Origin of the sequence: Actinomadura fulvescens, assembly GCF_039533225.1 — a bacterium.
Classification (GTDB): Bacteria; Actinomycetota; Actinomycetes; order Streptosporangiales; family Streptosporangiaceae; genus Spirillospora; species Spirillospora fulvescens.
Genome location: NZ_BAAATD010000006.1, coordinates 84,368 through 102,649 on the forward strand (window position 1 = coordinate 84,368; position 18,282 = coordinate 102,649).

The 18,282-nt window shown below is 69.5% G+C and carries 16 protein-coding genes; all 16 read right to left on the minus strand.

Translation table 11 applies throughout. The features are described from left to right. Positions 1–5 precede the first annotated feature (5 nt). On the minus strand, positions 6–1,571 hold the full coding sequence (gene nuoN / locus ABD333_RS22695) for an NADH-quinone oxidoreductase subunit NuoN (RefSeq protein ID WP_344543904.1): 1,566 nt from the start codon (positions 1,569–1,571) through the stop codon (positions 6–8). Next, on the minus strand, positions 1,568–3,145 hold the full coding sequence (locus ABD333_RS22700; RefSeq protein ID WP_344543906.1) for an NADH-quinone oxidoreductase subunit M: 1,578 nt from the start codon (positions 3,143–3,145) through the stop codon (positions 1,568–1,570). The genes nuoN and ABD333_RS22700 overlap by 4 nt, the downstream gene beginning before the upstream one ends. After that, positions 3,145–5,055, minus strand: coding sequence for an NADH-quinone oxidoreductase subunit L (gene nuoL / locus ABD333_RS22705; RefSeq protein ID WP_410558107.1), 1,911 nt, complete (start codon positions 5,053–5,055; stop codon positions 3,145–3,147). The genes ABD333_RS22700 and nuoL overlap by 1 nt, the downstream gene beginning before the upstream one ends. 21 nt (positions 5,056–5,076) lie before the next feature. Continuing rightward, entirely contained in the window at positions 5,077–5,376 is a 300-nt protein-coding gene (nuoK, locus tag ABD333_RS22710; RefSeq protein ID WP_344543910.1) for an NADH-quinone oxidoreductase subunit NuoK, read from the minus strand. After that, positions 5,373–6,326, minus strand: coding sequence for an NADH-quinone oxidoreductase subunit J (locus ABD333_RS22715; RefSeq protein ID WP_344543912.1), 954 nt, complete (start codon positions 6,324–6,326; stop codon positions 5,373–5,375). Before ABD333_RS22715 ends, nuoK begins: the two co-directional genes overlap by 4 nt. Then, positions 6,323–6,979 (minus strand): NADH-quinone oxidoreductase subunit NuoI, encoded by a 657-nt coding sequence (gene nuoI / locus ABD333_RS22720; protein WP_344543914.1) that lies wholly within the window; start codon positions 6,977–6,979, stop codon positions 6,323–6,325. Before nuoI ends, ABD333_RS22715 begins: the two co-directional genes overlap by 4 nt. Beyond that, positions 6,966–8,342 (minus strand): NADH-quinone oxidoreductase subunit NuoH, encoded by a 1,377-nt coding sequence (gene nuoH / locus ABD333_RS22725; protein WP_344543916.1) that lies wholly within the window; start codon positions 8,340–8,342, stop codon positions 6,966–6,968. The genes nuoI and nuoH overlap by 14 nt, the downstream gene beginning before the upstream one ends. Further along, positions 8,339–10,756, minus strand: a complete 2,418-nt coding sequence (locus ABD333_RS22730) for an NADH-quinone oxidoreductase subunit G (RefSeq protein WP_344543918.1) — start codon at positions 10,754–10,756, stop codon at positions 8,339–8,341. Before ABD333_RS22730 ends, nuoH begins: the two co-directional genes overlap by 4 nt. After that, a complete protein-coding gene (gene nuoF, locus ABD333_RS22735; protein ID WP_344543920.1) occupies positions 10,753–12,054 on the minus strand; it encodes an NADH-quinone oxidoreductase subunit NuoF in 1,302 nt (433 codons plus the stop codon). The genes ABD333_RS22730 and nuoF overlap by 4 nt, the downstream gene beginning before the upstream one ends. Continuing rightward, positions 12,051–12,836: an NADH-quinone oxidoreductase subunit NuoE gene (gene nuoE / locus ABD333_RS22740; protein ID WP_344543922.1), complete on the minus strand. Its 786-nt coding sequence runs from the start codon at positions 12,834–12,836 to the stop codon at positions 12,051–12,053. The genes nuoF and nuoE overlap by 4 nt, the downstream gene beginning before the upstream one ends. Further along, positions 12,836–14,185, minus strand: coding sequence for an NADH-quinone oxidoreductase subunit D (locus ABD333_RS22745; RefSeq protein ID WP_344543924.1), 1,350 nt, complete (start codon positions 14,183–14,185; stop codon positions 12,836–12,838). The genes nuoE and ABD333_RS22745 overlap by 1 nt, the downstream gene beginning before the upstream one ends. Positions 14,186–14,300: 115 nt before the next feature. Beyond that, on the minus strand, positions 14,301–15,047 hold the full coding sequence (locus ABD333_RS22750; RefSeq protein WP_344543926.1) for an NADH-quinone oxidoreductase subunit C: 747 nt from the start codon (positions 15,045–15,047) through the stop codon (positions 14,301–14,303). Further along, entirely contained in the window at positions 15,044–15,607 is a 564-nt protein-coding gene (locus tag ABD333_RS22755) for a NuoB/complex I 20 kDa subunit family protein (protein ID WP_344543928.1), read from the minus strand. Before ABD333_RS22755 ends, ABD333_RS22750 begins: the two co-directional genes overlap by 4 nt. Before the next feature lies 1 nt (position 15,608). Beyond that, on the minus strand, positions 15,609–15,968 hold the full coding sequence (locus ABD333_RS22760; RefSeq protein ID WP_344543930.1) for an NADH-quinone oxidoreductase subunit A: 360 nt from the start codon (positions 15,966–15,968) through the stop codon (positions 15,609–15,611). A gap of 230 nt (positions 15,969–16,198) precedes the next feature. After that, a complete protein-coding gene (locus ABD333_RS22765) occupies positions 16,199–17,455 on the minus strand; it encodes a geranylgeranyl reductase family protein (protein WP_344543932.1) in 1,257 nt (418 codons plus the stop codon). Between the two features lie 123 nt (positions 17,456–17,578). Continuing rightward, on the minus strand, positions 17,579–18,280 hold the full coding sequence (locus ABD333_RS22770) for a demethylmenaquinone methyltransferase (protein ID WP_344543934.1): 702 nt from the start codon (positions 18,278–18,280) through the stop codon (positions 17,579–17,581). Between the last annotated feature and the right edge of the window lie 2 nt (positions 18,281–18,282).

The window sequence follows — 18,282 nt, forward strand, 5'->3', positions numbered from 1 at the left end:
ACCCCCTACCGCACGAACATCTGTGTCGCGGCGTCTCCCGCGAGGTCCAGCATCGGCTGGGGGAGCACGCCGAGTACCACAGTAGCCGTCAGCCCGAGAGCGACCGCAGCCGCGGTCGCCGGTCCGGCCACGACCGTCGGCCCGTCCGCCTCCGGCTCGCTGAAGAACATGACCACGATCACCCGGACGTAGAAGAACGCGGCGATGGCCGAGGAGAGCACGCCGACCACGACCAGCGGGGTCGCGCCGCTCTCGATGGCCGCCTTGAAGACCGCGAACTTGCCGGTGAAACCGCTGGTCAGCGGGATGCCGGCGAAGGCCAGGAGGAAGAAGGCGAACACCCCGGCGACCACCGGGGAGCGCTTGCCCAGCCCGGCCCAGCGCGACAGGTGGCCCGCCTCGCCGCCGGCGTCCCGGACCATCGTGATCACGGCGAACGCGCCGATCGTGGTGAAGCCGTAGGCCGCCAGGTAGAACAGCGTGCCCGACAGGCCGTCCCGCGAGGTCGCGATCATGCCGGTGAGCAGGAAGCCCGCGTGCGCGATCGAGGAGTAGGCCAGGAGCCGCTTCACATCGGTCTGGGTGATCGCGATGACCGCGCCGGCGACCATTGTGAGAATGGCCACACCCCACATGACGGGCCGCCAGTCCCACCGCAGGTTCTCGAAGGCCACGTAGAACACCCGTAGCAACGCGCCGAACGCCGACACCAGCGTGCAGGACGCCATCAGCGCGGTGATCGGGGTCGGGGCGCCCTGGTAGACGTCCGGCTTCCACATGTGGAAGGGCACCGCGCCGAGCTTGAACAGCAGCCCGACCGACAGCAGCGCCACCCCGCCCAGCAGCAGCGACTCGTTGCCCGCGTTCTTGCCCAGCTGGTCGGAGATCACCGACAGCCGCACGGAGCCGGCGTAGCCGTACAGCAGCGCCACCCCGTACAGGAAGAACGCCGAGGAGAACGCGCCCAGCAGGAAGTACTTGACCGCGGCCTCCTGCGACAGCAGGCGCCGGCGCCGGGCCAGCCCGCACAGCAGGTAGAGCGGCAGGGAGAGGATCTCCAGCGCCACGAACATCGTGAGCAGGTCGTTCGAGGCGGGGAAGGCCAGCATGCCGCCCACCGCGAACATCATCAGCGGGAACACCTCGGTCTGGGTGATGCCCGCCGCCATCGTCTCCTGCTCGGCCTCGCTGCCCGGCAGCGCCGAGGCCTGCGGCGCGAAGTGGTCCTTGCCGCCGCGTTCGGCGATCAGCAGCAGCGAGATCAGCGCCAGCACCAGGATCGTGCCCTGGAGGAACAGCGTCGGCCCGTCCACCGCCAGCGCGCCTTCGGCCGCGACGTGGAAGGGCTTGTCGGTGTAGGCCAGGACGCACGTCCAGGCGAATGCGCCGAGAAGTCCGAGGAAGGCCAGCGGCACCTGGACCGAGTAGCGCCAGGTGCGCCCGACGAACGCCTCCACGAGCACGCCCGCGATCGCCACGCCGAAGACCAGCAGCATCGGGGCGAGCTGCCCGTACTCGATGTTCGGCGCCGAGATGTCCCCCTGCGCCAGCACTGCGGCGGTCGTCCTCATGGGCGGGCTCCGTTCTCGGCCACGTTGCTGATCTTCGAGGCCGGATCATGCTGGTCGACCCGGACCAGGGTTTCCTTCACCGACGGGTTGATCACGTTGAGCACCGGCTGCGGGAAGAAGCCCATCACCACGATGACCGCGATGATCGGTCCGACCGCCCAGCGTTCCCGCGCCGAGAGGTCGGCCATGCCCTTGACCTTCTCTGCCGCCGGGCCGCCCATCGTCCGCTGGTACATCCACAGGATGTAGATGGCGGCGAGGATGATGCCCGCCGTGGCGATCAGCGCCGGCACCTTGTAGCGGGTGAACGTGCCGGTCAGCACCAGGAACTCCGAGACGAACGGCGCCAGGCCCGGCAGCGAGAGCCCCGAGAGGCCGGCGACCAGGAAGAACCCGGCCAGCACCGGGGCCTGCTTCTGGACGCCGCCGTAGGCGTCGATCCGCGCGGACCGGCGCCGGACGATCATGAAGCCGACGATCAGGAAGAGCGCGCCGGTGGAGAACCCGTGGTTGACCATGTAGAGCGCGGCGCCCGACTGGCCCTGCGAGGTCATCGCGAAGATGCCGAGCACGATGAACCCGAAGTGCGAGATCGAGGTGTAGGCGACCAGCCGCTTCAGGTCCACCTGGCCGATCGCCAGGACGGCGCCGTAGATGATGCTGATGACGGCCAGCGCGAGCACCACCGGTGTCGCCCACTTGGCCGCGCCGGGGAAGAGCTCCAGGCAGAAGCGCAGCATCCCGTACGTGCCGACCTTGTCGAGCACGCCGACGATGAGCACCAGCGCGCCCGCCGGGGACTGCCCGGCCGCGTCCGGCAGCCAGGTGTGCACTGGCACCATCGGCGCCTTGATGGCGAACGCGATGAAGAAGCCGAGGAACAGCCACTTCGCCGTGGTCGGCTCGATGTTCAGCTTGCTGAGCTCGCTGAAGAGGAACGTGCCTTCCCCGAGGCCGCCCTCGGCCGTGGACTTGGCCGACAGCGGGTACAGCCAGATCACCGCGACGAGCATGATCAGCCCGCCGAGCAGCGAGTAGAGCAGGAACTTCACCGCCGCGTACGAGCGCTGCGCGCCGCCGTAGGACCCGATGATGAAGTACACCGGGATCAGCATGGCCTCGAAGAAGACGTAGAAGAGGAAGACGTCGGTCGCCGCGAAGACGCCGATCATCATCGACTCCAGCACCAGGATCAGCACGAAGTACGTCTTCACCGAGCGTTTGGCGGGCACGTCCACGCCGCCCGACCGGTCCGCCTCGTTCCACGACGCGAGGATCACCAGCGGGACGAGCACCACCGACAGCAGCACCAGGGTGAGGGCGACGCCGTCGACGCCGACCGCCCAGTGCACCCCGAACTGCTTGATCCACCAGTACTTCTCGTCGAACTGGAAGCGCGCGCCGCCCGGGTCGAAGCCGCTCGCCATCACACCGGCGACCACCGCGACCACCAGCGAGACGCCGAGCGCGGCCCGCTTGATCAGCTCCTCGCCCCCGCGCGGCAGCAGCCCCACGATCAGCGCGCCGACCAGCGGCAACGCGATGAGGACGCTCAGCCAGGGAAAGTCTTCCATCAGACGGTCACCACCAGGAGCGCCGCCACGACGAGGGCCGCGCCAAAGAACATGGAAAGGGCATACGAACGGACGAAGCCGGTCTGGACGCGCCGGGCACGGCCCGAGGTGCCGCCGATCCCGGCCGCGAGGCCGTTCACCGCGCCGTCCACGCCCCGGTTGTCGAACCAGACCGCGAGCCGGGTCAGCCACTGGCCGGGGCGCATGAGCAGCGACTCGTTCAGCGCGTCCCCGTACAGGTCCTTGCGGGCCGCGACCGTGACGAACGAGCCCTTGGGTGCCTCACGCGGCACCGGCCGCGCCCCGTACTGCCGCCAGGCGATCCCGGCGCCGACGAGCATCAGCACGAACGTGGCGATGCCCGGCCCGGTGATCGGCTTGAAGCCGTGGTGCGCGGGCTCGCCCACGACCGGCGCGAGGAAGTCGGAGAAACCGCCGAGGACCAGGAAACCGCCGGCGAACACCGACCCGACCGCCAGCAGGATCAGCGGCACGGTCATGACCTTCGGCGACTCGTGCGGATGGACGTCCTCTTCCCAGCGCTTCTCACCGAAGAACGTCATGAACATCACGCGCGACATGTAGTACGCGGTGACACCGGCGCCGACCAGCGCGCACGCGCCGAGGATCGCCCCCGAGGTGCCGCCCTTCTCGAACGCGGCCTCGATGATGCCGTCCTTGGTGAACCAGCCCGACAGTCCCGGGAAGCCGATGATCGCCAGATACCCGAGCCCGAACGTCGCCCACGTCACCACCATCAGCGAGCGCAGCCCGCCGTAGTGGCGCATGTTGACGTCGTCCTTCATGCCGTGCATGACCGACCCGGCGCCGAGGAACAGCCCCGCCTTGAAGAAGCCGTGCGCGATGAGGTGCGCGATGGCGAAGGCGTATCCGGCCTTGCCGAGCCCGGCCGCCAGGTGCATGTAGCCGATCTGCGACATCGTCGATCCGGCCAGTGCCTTCTTGATGTCGTCCTTGCCGCAACCGATGATCGCACCGGCGAGCAGCGTGGCCGCGCCGACGATGGTCACGACGAGCTGCGCGGTGTCGGACATCTCGAAGATGGCCGCGGACCGCACGATCAGGTAGACGCCGGCGGTCACCATGGTCGCCGCGTGGATGAGCGCCGACACCGGGGTCGGGCCCTCCATCGCGTCCAGCAACCAGGACTGCAGCGGGAGCTGGGCCGACTTGCCGCACGCGCCCAGCAGCAACAGCAGGCCGATCGCGGTCGCCGTCCCGGTGCCGAGCTTGGAGGCGAGCCCCACGTGCTCGGCGCCCACGCCGAGGATCTGCTCGAACGAGACGGTGCCGAACGTGGCGAACATCAGCATGATCGCCGCGACCAGGCCGAAGTCGCCGACCCGGTTGACCACGAACGCCTTCTTGGCGGCCGTGGCCGCGGTCGGCTTGTACTGCCAGAACCCGATCAGCAGGTAGGAGGCGAGACCGACGCCCTCCCAGCCGATGAACATCGCGACGTAGTTGTCGCCCAGCACCAGCAGCAGCATCGCCGCGACGAACAGGTTCAGGTAGGCGAAGAACCGCCGCCTGTCCGGATCGTGCGACATGTAGCCGATGGAGTAGATGTGGATCAACGAGCCGACGCCGGTGATCAGGAGCACGAAGCTGATGGACAGCGGGTCCACCAGCAGCCCCATGTCGACCTTGAACGAGCCGACGTCGAAGAACTCCCAGAGGTGCAGGCTCCGGCGGCGCTCCTGCGCGCCGTAGCCGAGCATCTGGACGAACATCGCGGCGCCGACCACGAACGAGCCGAGCGACATCAGCACGCCGAGAAGGTGCCCCCACCTGTCGGTGCGGCGCCCGCCGAGCAGGAGGATCGCCGCGCCCGCCAGCGGCAGCGCTATGAGAAGCCAGGCGAGTGCCTGGACGCCCTCTGCTTCCAAACCAGCCTTCACCAGCGCACCTCAGTACTTCAGCAGGTTCGCGTCGTCCACCGACGAGGACCTGCGGGTCCGGAAGATGGTCATGATGATCGCGAGGCCCACCACGACCTCGGCCGCCGCCACGACCATCACGAAGAACGCGATGATCTGGCCGTCGAGGTTGCCGTGCATGCGGGAGAACGACACGAACGCCAGGTTCGTGGCGTTGAGCATGAGCTCGACGCACATGAAGATCACGATGGCGTTGCGGCGCACGAGCACGCCGACCGCGCCGATGGTGAACAGGATCGCCGAGAGGGCCAGGTAGTGCCCGGGGCTCATCGACCGGCCTCGCCTTCGTTCGACGGGAGCACCGGTGTCCCGGCCTTGATCTCCCGGGCCTCCGCGTCCGCGCCCTCGGCTCTACTCATTACGCCGCCCGAACCCACCTCGGTCGCGGCCTTCACGGCGGCCACGTCCTCCTCCACCGCGTGCTCGGCGGTGTCGCCGTACAGGTCGGCGTGCCGGGAGGCGGTGTCGGTGCGGGCCGCGATGACCGGGTTGACCGAGAGTTCGGACGGCGTCCCGTCGGGCAGCAGCGCGGGCATGTCGACCGCGTTGTGCCGGGCGTACGTGCCGGGACCGGGCAGCGGGCCGGGGTGCTGACCCGCCGCCCCGGAAACGCCTGCCGCGTACGTCTCGAACCGCTTCTTCGACAGGTCACGCTGGGTCGGCTTGGGCGTGGTGCGCTCGCGGTGCGCCAGCACCATCGCGCCGAGCGCCGCGGTGATCAGCAGCGCGCTGGTCGCCTCGAACGCGAACACGTACTTGCCGAACAGCAACCGGGCCAGCCCGACCACGTTGCCCTCGGCGTTGGCCTCCTTGAGGCCCGCCGAGTCGCTCAGCGCCGCGTCCCCGAGGCCGAAGACCAGCAGCACGAGGAAGCCGATCCCGGCGACGCCCGCCCACAGCCGCTGCCCGCGGATCGTCTCCACCAGCGAGTCGGTGGAGCTCACGCCGACGAGCATCAGCACGAACAGGAAGAGCATCAGCACGGCGCCGGTGTAGACGATCACCTGGACGAACGCGAGGAACGGCGCGTCCTGGATCGCGTACAGCGCGGCCAGCGACAGCATCACGACCGCCAGCAGCAGCGCGGAGTGCACCGCCCGCCGCATGAAGATCATGCCGAGCGCGGCGGCCACCGAGGCGAAGGCCAGGACCCAGAAGAAGAACGGCTCGCCCGGCTGCGCGTCGGCGACCTGGGCGGCTGCGACCACGTCCGCCCTCATTTCTTCTCACCCGCTCCGCGGGCGCCCTTGCCGCGGGTGCCCTTCTCACGGGCGTTCTTGCCGCGCGTGCGCTCCTCGCGGGCGACGGCCGCGTCGACGCTCGCGCGCCCGCCGCCTTCGGCCGGGATGGTCGGACCCTCGTCCGGCTGGAGGCCCAGCCGGTAGTAGTCCTCCTCGGTCTCGCCCAGACGCATCGCGTGCGGCGGCGTCTCCATGCCCTCGCGGAGCGGCGCCAGCAGCATGTCCTTGGTGTAGATGAGGCTCTCGCGGCTGTCGTCGGCGAGCTCGTACTCGTTGGTCATCGTGAGCGCCCGGGTCGGGCACGCCTCGATGCACAGCCCGCAGAGGATGCAGCGCAGATAGTTGATCTGGTAGACGCGGCCGTACCGCTCACCCGGCGAGTACCGCTCGTCCTCGGTGTTGTCGGCGCCCTCGACGTAGATGGCGTCGGCGGGACAGGCCCAGGCGCACAGCTCGCAGCCGACGCACTTCTCCAGCCCGTCTGGCCAGCGGTTGAGCTGGTGCCGGCCGTGGAACCGCGGTGCGGTCGGCTTCTTCACCTCGGGGTACTGGACGGTCTCGCTCTTCATGAACATCTGATGGAACGAGACCCCGAACCCCTTGACCGGGTTCAGGAAGTCAGTGAAGCCCACTGGTGACCTCCTTACGAGAGGTAGTGGTCTTTCCGTGGTAGTGGGGCGCGTCCATCGGCGGCACCGGGAATCCGCCCGCCGCGGCGACGTCGGCGGGAGCAGCCCTGCCGGGACCGGCGCCCGCGCCGAGGTCCGGCACGATCTCCTTCTCCTTGTCGCCGTCGCCGCGCGCGCTCTCCCAGATCAGCGTGACGATGATGATCACTCCCAGCGCGATCGCGGAGTACAGCGAGATCCGGCTCATGTCGTAGCCCTCGTTCTTGAAGGCCCGGATGGTGGCGACCAGCAGGATCCAGCCCAGCGAGAAGGGCATCAGCACCTTCCAGCCGAGCTTCATCAGCTGGTCGTAGCGCACCCGCGGCAGCGTGCCGCGCAGCCAGACGAAGAAGAAGATGAACAGCACGATCTTGATGACGAACCAGAGCACCGGCCACCAGCCCGTGTTGGCGCCCGCCCACACCGTGGAGATCGGCGCCGGGGCGCGCCAGCCGCCCAGGAAGAGCGTGGTGGCCAGCGCCGACAGCGTCGCCAGGTTGATGTACTCGGCGAGGAAGAACATCGCGAACTTCAGCGACGAGTACTCGGTGTGGAAGCCGCCGACCAGCTCGCCCTCACCCTCGGGAAGGTCGAACGGGATGCGGTTCGACTCGCCCATCATCGTGATCACGTAGACCAGGAAGGACGGGAACAGCAGGAGCACGAACCACTTGTCGGCCTGCGCGTTGACGATGCCGGTCGTCGACATCGTGCCCGCGAACAGGAACACCGCGACGAACGACAGGCCCATCGCGATCTCGTACGAGATGACCTGCGCCGACGAGCGCAGCCCGCCGAGCAGCGAGTACGGCGACATCGACGACCAGCCGGCCAGCACGATCCCGTAGACGCCCATCGACGACATCGCCAGCACCAGCAGCACCGCCACCGGCAGGTCGGTGCCCTGCAGCGCGGTCTGGTGACCGAAGATCGACACCGTCGGTCCGAACGGGATGATGGCGAACGAGATGAACGCCGGCACCGCCGAGATGATCGGCGCCAGAATGAAGACGATCTTGTCGACCTGGCGCGGGACGATGTCCTCCTTGAGCGCCAGCTTCACGCCGTCCGCGAGCCCCTGCAGCAGGCCGAAGGGCCCGGCGCGGTTGGGCCCGACGCGCAGCTGCATCCGGCCGATGACGCGGCGTTCCATCCACATCGACATCAGCACGGTGACCACGAGGAAGACGAAGATGACCAGCACCTTGCCGCCGATCAGCCACCACGGGTCCTTGCCGAACGTGCTGAGCGTCGGATCGGTCGCCGCCGGTCCGGCGGCGGCCGTGACCTGCGAGGCGGCCGTGGCCAGGGTGGCGTGCGCGCTCATCGGGAGCCTCCAGCGGAGATCTTGACCACGGTTCCGGCGGCCACGCCCAGCTCGCGGTAGAGGGCACAGCCGGCGGAGTTCGTCGGCAGCCAGACCACCCGGTCGGGCAGATCGACGGTGATCTCCAGCGGCAGCGTGACCTCGCCGTGCCCGGCCGACACCGCGACGGTGCCGTCGGCGCCGATCTCGGCGGCGGTCGCGGGCGACAGCCGCGCCACCGCGGGCTTGGCCGTACCGGCCAGGTACGGCTCGCCGTCCTGCATGCCGCCCTTGTCGAGCAGCAGGCGCCAGGTGGCCAGCAGCGCCTCGCCGGGCCCGGGCTCCGGCTGCGTGCCCTGCGCCACGTTCGGCGCGGCGGGCCGTTCGCCCCGGTAGGCGCCGAGCCCGGCGAGCTCGCGCCGCGCGGCCTCGGGACCCGGCAGCGCCAGGTGCACGTCCATCTCGTTCGCCAGCGCGTCCAGGACCCGCAGGTCGGACATGCGCCCGGTGGCCTTCAGCACGACCTCGAACGGGCGGCCCCGGCCCTCCCAGTCGACGAACGTGCCGGACTTCTCGACGACCGCCGCGACCGGCAGCACCACGTCGGCCCGGTCGGTGACCGCGCTGACCCGCTGCTCCAGGCTCACCACGAACGGCGCGGCCTCCAGCGCCGCCAGCGCGGCCCGCGGGTCCGGCAGGTCGTACGGGTCGAAGCCGCCGACCAGCAGCGCCTGCCGTTCACCCGCCGCCGCGGCCGCGAGGATCGCCTCGGTGTCGCGTCCCGGCGCGGACGGCAGCTCGGCGACGGCCCACGCGCGGGCCACCTCGGCGCGCGCGTCGGGGTCGGTGACCGGTCGGCCGATCGGCAGCAGCCCGGGCAGCGCCCCGGCCTCCAGCGCGCCGCGTTCACCCGCCCGGCGCGGCACCCAGGCCAGCCGGGCACCGGTGACCTGAGCCAGCCGGACCACGCTGGACAGCGCGCCGGGGCTGGTCGCCAGCCGCTCGCCGACCATGATGACCGACCCGGCGGGCAGCGTGTCGGCGCCGGTGGTGACCAGGTCGCCCAGCACCTCGGCCTCGGCGCCCGGCCTGGCCGTCAGCAGCGTGCCGCCGACCTTCTGGAGCCCGCGCGAGGCGTACGGCGCGACCGCCAGGACCTTCAGGCCCTTCTTGCGGAACGCCTTGCGGAGCCGCAGGAAGACGATCGGGGACTCCTCCTCCGGCTCGAACCCGGCCAGCAGGACCACCGGCGCGTTCTCCAGGTCGGCGTAGGAGACCTCGATGTCGCGGCCCGCGACCGACGAGGCCAGGAACTCGGCCTCCTCGCGCGAGTGCGGCCGGGCGCGGAAGTCGACGTCGTTGGTGCCGAGCGCGATCCGGGCGAACTTGGCGTACGCGTAGGCGTCCTCCAGGGTCATCCGCCCGCCGGTCAGCACGCCCGCCTTGCCGCGGGCGGCGGCGAGTCCCTCGGCCGCGATCGTGAGCGCCTCCGGCCAGGAGGCGGGCTCCAGCACGCCCTGCTCGTTGCGGACGAGCGGGTGGGTGAGACGGTCGGGCTGGGTGGCGTAGGTGAACGCCCACCGGCCCTTGTCGCAGTTCCACTCCTCGTTCACCTGCGGGTCGTCACCGGCCAGCCGCCGCGTGATCTTGCCGCGCCGCGAGTCGGCGCGCATCGCGCAGCCCGACGCGCAGTGCTCGCAGGTCGTCGGCGTCGACACCAGGTCGAACGGCCGCGACCGGAACCGGTAGGCCGCGCCGGTCAGCGCGCCGACCGGGCAGATCTGCACGGTGTTGCCGGAGAAGTAGGACTGGAACGGCTTGTCCTCGGCCGCGCCGACCTGCTCCTTGGCGCCGCGTTCGAACAGGTCGATGAACGCGTCGCCGGCGATCTGGTCGGAGAACCGGGTGCACCGGGCGCACTGGATGCAGCGCTCCCGGTCGAGCAGCACCTGGCTGGACAGCGGGATCGGCTTGGGGAACGTCCGCTTGGTCTCGGTGAACCGCGTCTCGCCCCGGCCGTTGGACATGGCCTGGTTCTGCAGGGGGCACTCGCCGCCCTTGTCGCAGATCGGGCAGTCCAGCGGGTGGTTGATGAGCAGCAGCTCCATGACGCCGTGCTGGGCCTTGTCGGCCACCGGCGACGTCAGCTGGGTCTTGATGACCATGCCGGGCATCACGGTGGTCGTACAGGACGCCTGCGGCTTGGGCATCCCGCGCCCGTTGCCCGCGTCCGGGATCTCCACCAGGCACTGGCGGCACGCCCCGACCGGGTCGAGCAGCGGATGGTCGCAGAACCGCGGGATCTGGATGCCGAGCAGCTCGGCGGCCCGGATGATCAGGGTGCCCTTGGGAACCTCGATCTCGAAGCCGTCGATGGTGACCGGCACCATCTCCGTGCCTTTCGCCACCGCCTTCTTGTCATCGGTGACAGTCATCGGGCGGCACCTCCCCACAGCGTGGACTTGGCCGGGTCGAACGGGCAGCCGCCCCGCTCGAAGTGCTGGAGGTACTCGTCGCGGAAGAGCTTGATGGACGAGACCACCGGGCTCGTCGCGCCGTCGCCCAGCGCGCAGAACGAGCGGCCGAGGATGTTGTCCGACAGGTCGAGGAGCGTCTCCAGGTCCTCTTCCTTGCCGTCGCCGGCCTCCAGGCGCTTGAGCATCTGCTTGTACCAGTAGGTGCCCTCGCGGCACGGCGTGCACTTGCCGCACGACTCGTGCGCGTAGAACTCCGACCAGCGCAGCACGGCCCGGACGACGCAGGTCGTCTCGTCGAAGATCTGCAGCGCCCGGGTACCGAGCATCGAGCCCGCGGCCCCCACCGACTCGAAGTCGAGAGGAACGTCCAGGTGCTCCTCGGTGAAGATCGGGGTGGAGGACCCGCCGGGCGTCCAGAACTTCAGCCGGTGGCCCTCGCGGATGCCGCCCGCCATGTCGAGCAGCTCGCGCAGCGTGATGCCGAGCGGCGCCTCGTACTGGCCCGGCCTGGTCACGTGCCCCGACAGCGAGAAGATGCCGAAGCCCTTGGACTTCTCGGTGCCCATCGAGGCGAACCAGTCGGCGCCGTTCTCCACGATGGAGGGAACCGAGGCGATCGACTCGACGTTATTGATCACAGTGGGACCGCCGTAGAGTCCCGCGACCGCCGGGAAGGGGGGCTTGAGCCGCGGTTGCCCACGGAAGCCCTCCAGCGAGTCGAGCAGCGCCGTCTCCTCGCCGCAGATGTACGCCCCGGCGCCGGTGTGCACGACCAGTTCGAGGTCGTAGCCGCTGCCGAGGATGTCCTTGCCGAGATATCCGGCCTCGTACGCCTCGGCCACCGCGGCCTGAAGGCGCCGGATCACGTGCAGCACCTCACCGCGCACGTAGATGAACGCGTGGTTGGAGCGGATCGCGTAGGAGCTGATGATGACGCCCTCGACCAGCACATGCGGGTTGGCCATCATCAGCGGGATGTCCTTGCATGTGCCCGGCTCGGACTCGTCGGCGTTCACGACCAGGTACCGCGGGTTGGGGCTGGTCGGCGGCAGGAATCCCCACTTCATGCCGGTGGGGAAGCCCGCGCCGCCTCGGCCGCGCAAGCCGGAGTCCTTGACCGCCTGCACGATGGTGTCCGGCTCCATGCCGAACGCCTTGCGCAGCGCCTTGTAACCGCCCTCGCGCTCGTACGCGGCGCGCGTGAAGGAATCGCTCTGGTCCCAGTTCTTGGTGAGAACGGGAGTCAGTGTCGTCACTTGTTCTCACCTTCCTGGCTTCCGGGCTTGACCGCGCCGCCGATGGGCTTGCCGGGCTCGTTCGGCGGCGGGTCGGTGACCTCGCTCGGCTTGACCGGCTCGTGCGGCTCGGGTCCGTTGTCGGCGTTCGGATCGGGGGCGGTCCAGCCGCGCTCCTTGGCGAGCGCGAGCCCGACCAGCGACTCGGCTCCGGCCTGCAGACCCTCGCCGGCCCGGCCGTCCGGGAACCCCGCCAGCACGCGGGAGGCCTCCTTCCAGCTGCACAGGCTCTTCGGCCCGCGTGAAGGAAGCACTTCCTTACCCGTGCGCAGGTCGTCGACCAGCTCCTTGGCCTTGCCGGGAGTCATGTTGTCGAAGAACTCCCAGTTGACCGTCATCACCGGGGCGAAGTCGCAGGCCGCGTTGCATTCGATGCGCTCCAGCGACACCTTGCCGTCCGGCGTGGCCTCGTCGTGGCCGACGCCGAGGTGGTCGCTGACCTCGTCCCAGATCTGGTCGCCGCCCATGACCGCGCAGAGCGTGTTGATGCAGACGCCCACGTGGTACTCGCCGACCGGGGCCCGCTTGTACTGCGTGTAGAAGGTGCTGACGCCCGTGACCTGCGCGGGGGTGATGCCCAGCTGCTCGGCGCAGAACTCGATGCCGTCCTGCGTGATGTGCCCGTCCACCGACTGCACCAGGTGCAGCATCGGCAGCAGCGCCGACCGGGGCTTGGGATAGCGCCCGATGATCTCCTTGGCGTCCGCTTCGAGGCGATCACGCACGTCGGGTTCATAAGCCATTAGCGGTCCACTCCCCCCATGACGGGGTCGATACTGGCGACCGCGGCGATGACGTCGGCGATCATGCCGCCCTCGGCCATCGCCGGGGTGGCCTGCAGGTTGGTGAAGGACGGGTCGCGGAAGTGCACGCGGTAGGGGCGGGTGCCGCCGTCGCTCACCACGTGCACGCCGAGCTCGCCGCGCGGCGACTCGATGGCCGAGTACGCCTGTCCGGCCGGGACCCGGAAACCCTCGGTCACCAGCTTGAAGTGGTGGATGAGGGCCTCCATCGAGGTGCCCATGATGTGCGCGATGTGGCGGGGCGAGTTGCCCATGCCGTCCGCGCCGATCGCCAGCTGCGCGGGCCAGCCGATCTTCTTGTCCTCGATCATCACCGGGCCCTTGACCGACTGCAGCCGCTCCACGCACTGCTCGACGATCTTCAGGGACTCGTCCATCTCCTCCATGCGCACGAGATAGCGGCCGTAGACGTCGCAGGTGTCCTGCGTGGGCACTGCGAAGTCGTAGGTCTCGTAGCCGCAGTAGGGCTGCGACTTGCGCAGGTCCCACGGCAGGCCCGTCGCGCGGAGCATGGGGCCGGTGATGCCCATGGCCATGCAGCCGGTCAGGTCGAGGTAGGCGATGTCCTTGGTGCGCGCCTTGTAGACGTGGTTGTCGTCCATCAGCTTGCGCAGCGCCTGGAGGCGCTTGGGCATGCGGTCCAGGTAGTCGCGGACGGAGCTCAGCGCCCCGCTCGGCAGATCCTGCGCGACGCCGCCGGGGCGCACGTACGCCATGTTCATGCGCAGACCCGTGATCTCCTCGAAGAGGTCAAGGGTGTACTCGCGCTCGATGAACCCGTTGAGCATGACGGTCGTGGCGCCGAGCTCCAGGCCGAACGTGGCGATCGCGACCAGGTGCGAGGAGATGCGGTTGAGCTCCATCATCATCACGCGGATGATCTGGGCCCGCTCCGGCACCTGGTCGGTGACGCCGAGCAGCTTCTCCACGCCCAGGCAGTACGCCGTCTCGTTGAAGATCGGCGCCAGGTAGTCCATGCGCGTGCAGAACGTGGTGCCCTGCGTCCAGGTGCGGAACTCCATGTTCTTCTCGATGCCGGTGTGCAGGTAGCCGATGCCCACCCGGCACTCGTTCACCGTCTCGCCGTCGAGCGTCAGGATGAGCCGGAGCACGCCGTGCGTGGACGGGTGCTGCGGGCCCATGTTGATGACGAGGCGCTCGTCGCCGAGGTCCTCCGCCCCGGCCACGACCTTGTCCCAGTCCTGGCCGCCGACGTCGAAGACCTTGCCCTCGGCGGCCTCGTCGGCGGCGTACGCGTCGTACTCGGTGTACTTCGTGGACGGGCTCATGCTGCACCCCCCGCTCGGCTCCGGGGCGCCTTCCGGCGCCGCCTTCCCCCGTCGCTCTGGTCGCTGCGCTCCCGGCGCTCCTCAGTCCAGGCGGCGCCGCGCCCCTGCGCCTCGCTCATACGTACGACCTCCGCTCGTCTGGCGGCGGAATCTCGGCGCCGCGGTACTCGACGGGGATGCCGCCGAGCGGGTAGTCCTTGCGCTGCGGGTGGCCGACCCAGTCGTCCGGCATCTCGATGCGGGTGAGCGCCGGGTGACCGTCGTAGACGATTCCGAAGAAGTCGTAGGTCTCCCGCTCGTGCCAGTCGGCGGTCGGGTAGACCGGGACGAGCGACGGGACGTGCGGATCGGCGTCGGGGCAGGTGGTCTCCAGCCGGACGCGCCGGTTGTGCGTGATCGAGAGCAGGTGGACCACCGAGTGCAGCTCGGCGCCGGTGTCCTGCGGGTAGTGGACGCCGGAGACGCCGGAGCACAGCTCGAACCGCAGCGACGGCTCGTCCCGCATCGTGCGGGCGACCTCGGCCAGGCGCTCGCGCTTGACGAAGAACGTCATCTCGCCCCGGTCGACCACGACCCGCTCGATGGCGTCGCCGAAGTCTGGGAGGGCACGTTCCAGCTCGTCGGCGATCTCGTCGAACTCGCCGGCCTCGACGGCTCCCTCGGGCCCGCCGTACGGACGCGGCGTGGAGACCTTCGGCGACTGCCGGACGACCAGGCCACCGTACCCGGAGGTGTCGCCGGTCGTCTTGGCGCCGAACATGCCCGTCCGGGCGACCGGCTGCTCCTTGCGCTCCTCCTCCGAGTGCGCGGGCAGCTGGTCGGCGGCCTGCTCGGCACGCTGCTCGGGATGCTGAGAACTCATGAGAGGGGCCCCGTCCCTGTCGGCTGCCCGAGCAGCGGCAACTGGCGGCGCTTGGCCTCTTCGAGCTGCTCGATCTGCTTCGCGCGCTGCGGCCCGAGCTTGGTGTTCTGGATCTTGTCGTGCAGCTTGAGGATCGCGTCCAGCAGCATCTCCGGCCGCGGCGGGCAGCCGGGCAGGTAGATGTCCACCGGGACGATGTGGTCGACGCCCTGCACGATCGCGTAGTTGTTGAACATGCCGCCGGACGAGGCGCACACGCCCATCGCGATGACCCACTTGGGCTCGGTCATCTGGTCGTAGATCTGCCGCAGCACCGGCGCCATCTTCTGGCTCACCCGGCCGGCCACGATCATCAGGTCGGCCTGCCGCGGCGTCGCCGAGGCCCGCTCCATCCCCCAGCGGGAGAAGTCGTGGCGGGGGTCGCCGGTCGCCATCATCTCGATCGCGCAACACGCGAGACCGAAGGTGGCGGGCCACACCGAGCTCTTGCGCGCCCACCCGGCGACCTGTTCGACGGTCGTCAGCAGGAAGCCGCTGGGGAGTTTCTCTTCAAGACCCATTTCAGTCCCACTCCAGACCACCGCGCCGCCAGATGTAGGCGTACGCCACCAGCACGGTGAGGATGAACAGGACCATCTCCACAAGGCCGAAAATTCCCAGGTGGTCGAAGGCGACCGCCCAGGGGTAAAGGAAGATGATCTCAATGTCGAAGACGATGAAGAGCATCGCCGTCAGGTAGTACTTGACCGGAAAACGCCCGCCGCCGGCCGGCTGCGGGGTCGGTTCGATGCCGCATTCGTAGGCGTCGAGCCGGGCGCGGTTCCACCGCTTGGGACCCGTGAGCGCGGCCATCGCCACCGAACCCGCCGCGAAAAGGAAGGCGAGCACTCCCAGCACGATGATCGGAACATAGAGATCCATGCCTCTACAGCCCCTCCTCGGTTCGTACGACGTTGTACGGGGCGCGGCCCGAGTCCGGCGCGGTCGAATCCAGCACGGTGGAATCAAGCGCGGTGCCCGGGCGCGCCTCGGTGGCGTATCCCGTTCCACATTCGTGACGTACACCACGAATACGGGTGGCCACCTTAGCCAAGGTGATCAATAGCACTCCCCTCCGGGGGGTCGGTCTCAAGCTGTGTTGCCCGGTCGCCTCATGCTGCCGGCGCCACCTTCTGCATCGCGTTGATGACGCGGTCCATCGCGTCGCCGCCCTTGGGATCGGTGAGGTTCGCCAGGAGCTTGAGCGTGAACCGCATCAACGTGGGGTGCGGCAGGCCGTGCGTGGTCAGGAACTTCATGACCCGTGGGTCGCCGATGGCCTGGACGAAGACGCGGGCGAGGGTGAAGTAGCCGCCGTGCTCGTCCTTGAGGATGCGCGGGTACTCGTACAGCGTCCGCTCCCGCTGCGCGGGGGTCCGCCGGGCGAGCGCCTGAACGATGATGTCGGCGGCGAGGTGACCGGATTCGAGGGCGTAGTCGATGCCCTCCCCGTTGAACGGGTTGATCATCCCGCCGGAGTCGCCGACCAGCAGCATGCCGCGGGTGTAGTGCGGCTGCCGGTTGAAGCCCATGGGGAGCGCCGCGCCGCGGATCGGGCTGGTCGCGTGCTCCTCGTCGAACTGCCACTCCTCGGGCATGTTGGCGCACCAGCCCTTGAGCATGCCCCGGTAGTCGACGTTCTGGAACGACTTGCTGGTGTTGAGCAGGCCCAGCCCGACGTTGCAGGTGCCGTCGGCCACGGGGAAGACCCAGCCGTAGCCCGGCAGCAGGCGCTGGCCGTCCCACAGCTCCAGCCAGGCCTCCATGTACTCGTCGGTGTACCGGGGGCTCTGGAAGTAACGCCGGACGGCCACGCCCATGGGCCGGTCCTCACGCCGCCGGACGTCCATCGCGGTGGAGAGCCGGGAGGAGACGCCGTCGCAGGCCACCACCAGCGGCGCGCGGAACTCCACCTCCTCGCCCTCGTACTTGGCGGTCACGCCGACGATGCGGTCGGTCCGTTCGTCCAGGATCGGCGCCTGGACGTTGCAGCCCTGCAGGAGCTTGGCCCCCGCCTTGACCGCGTGCTCGGCCAGCAGCCGGTCGAAGTCCATGCGCGTCCGGACGAGCCCGAAGTCGGGGAAGCTCGCCAGCTCGGGCCACGGCAGCTCGACCTTGACCCCGCCGCCGTAGATGCGCAGGCCCTTGTTGCGGGCCCAGCCCGGCGCGTTGATGTCCACGCCCATGCTGACCAGTGCCCGCACGGCGCGCGGCGTGAGCCCGTCGCCGCAGATCTTGTCGCGCGGGAACGTCGCCTTCTCCAGGAGCAGCACGTCGAGGCCGGCCTGCGCCAGCCAGTAGGCGGTCCCCGATCCGGCGGGTCCGGCCCCGACGACGATGACGTCTGCCGTACGGGTGGAGTCGGTCACAACATTCCTCTTTAGCTCGTTCGCTTGTGAAGTACTTCACAAGGATCCGTTGGGGAGTCTATTCCTTCTTGACTGCTCGTGGGTACCTCTCCGCATCCAGAGATTTGGACCGGTCCCACGACGTCAGCCCGGGTTGATGGCGTGATGAAGCGCCACGACCCCGAACGTCAGGTCGCGCCAGCGGACCTTCGCCCAGCCCGCTTTCTGGATCCGTTCGGCCAGCGCCGCCTGTGAGGGCCACGCCAGCGTCGATTCTGCCAAGTACCTGTAGGAGTCGGGATTGGAGCTGACTCTGGCCAGCAGCGGCAGCCCGTACCGCAGGTGCAGCTTGTGCCCCGCCGCCAGCAGCCCGTTCGGCGGGTGACTGACCTCACACACCAGCAGCCGTCCGCCCGGCTTGGCGACCCGCCGCAGCTCCCGGATCGCGAGATCCGTGTCCGCGACGTTGCGCAATCCGAACGAAATCGTCACCGCGTCGAACGTCCCGTCCGCGAACGGAAGCCGCAACGCGTCCCCCGCCACGAACCGCAGGCGCTCGGCCCCCGCCTGACGCCTGACCCCGACCCGCAACATCCCGAGCGAGAAGTCGCACGCCACCGTCTCGGCCCCCGCCTCGGCGAACGGCACCGACGACGTCCCCGTCCCGGCCGCCAGATCGAGGATCCGCTCACCCGGCCGGGCGTCCACGGCCCTGACGACCTCCCGCCGCCACCGCCGGTCCTGCCCGCCGGTCATCAGGCTGTTGAGCAGGTCGTAGCGCTCGGCGGTGCTGTCGAACATCGCGGCGACGTCAGCGGGTTGCTTGTCGAGTGAGGCGCGGGTCATGC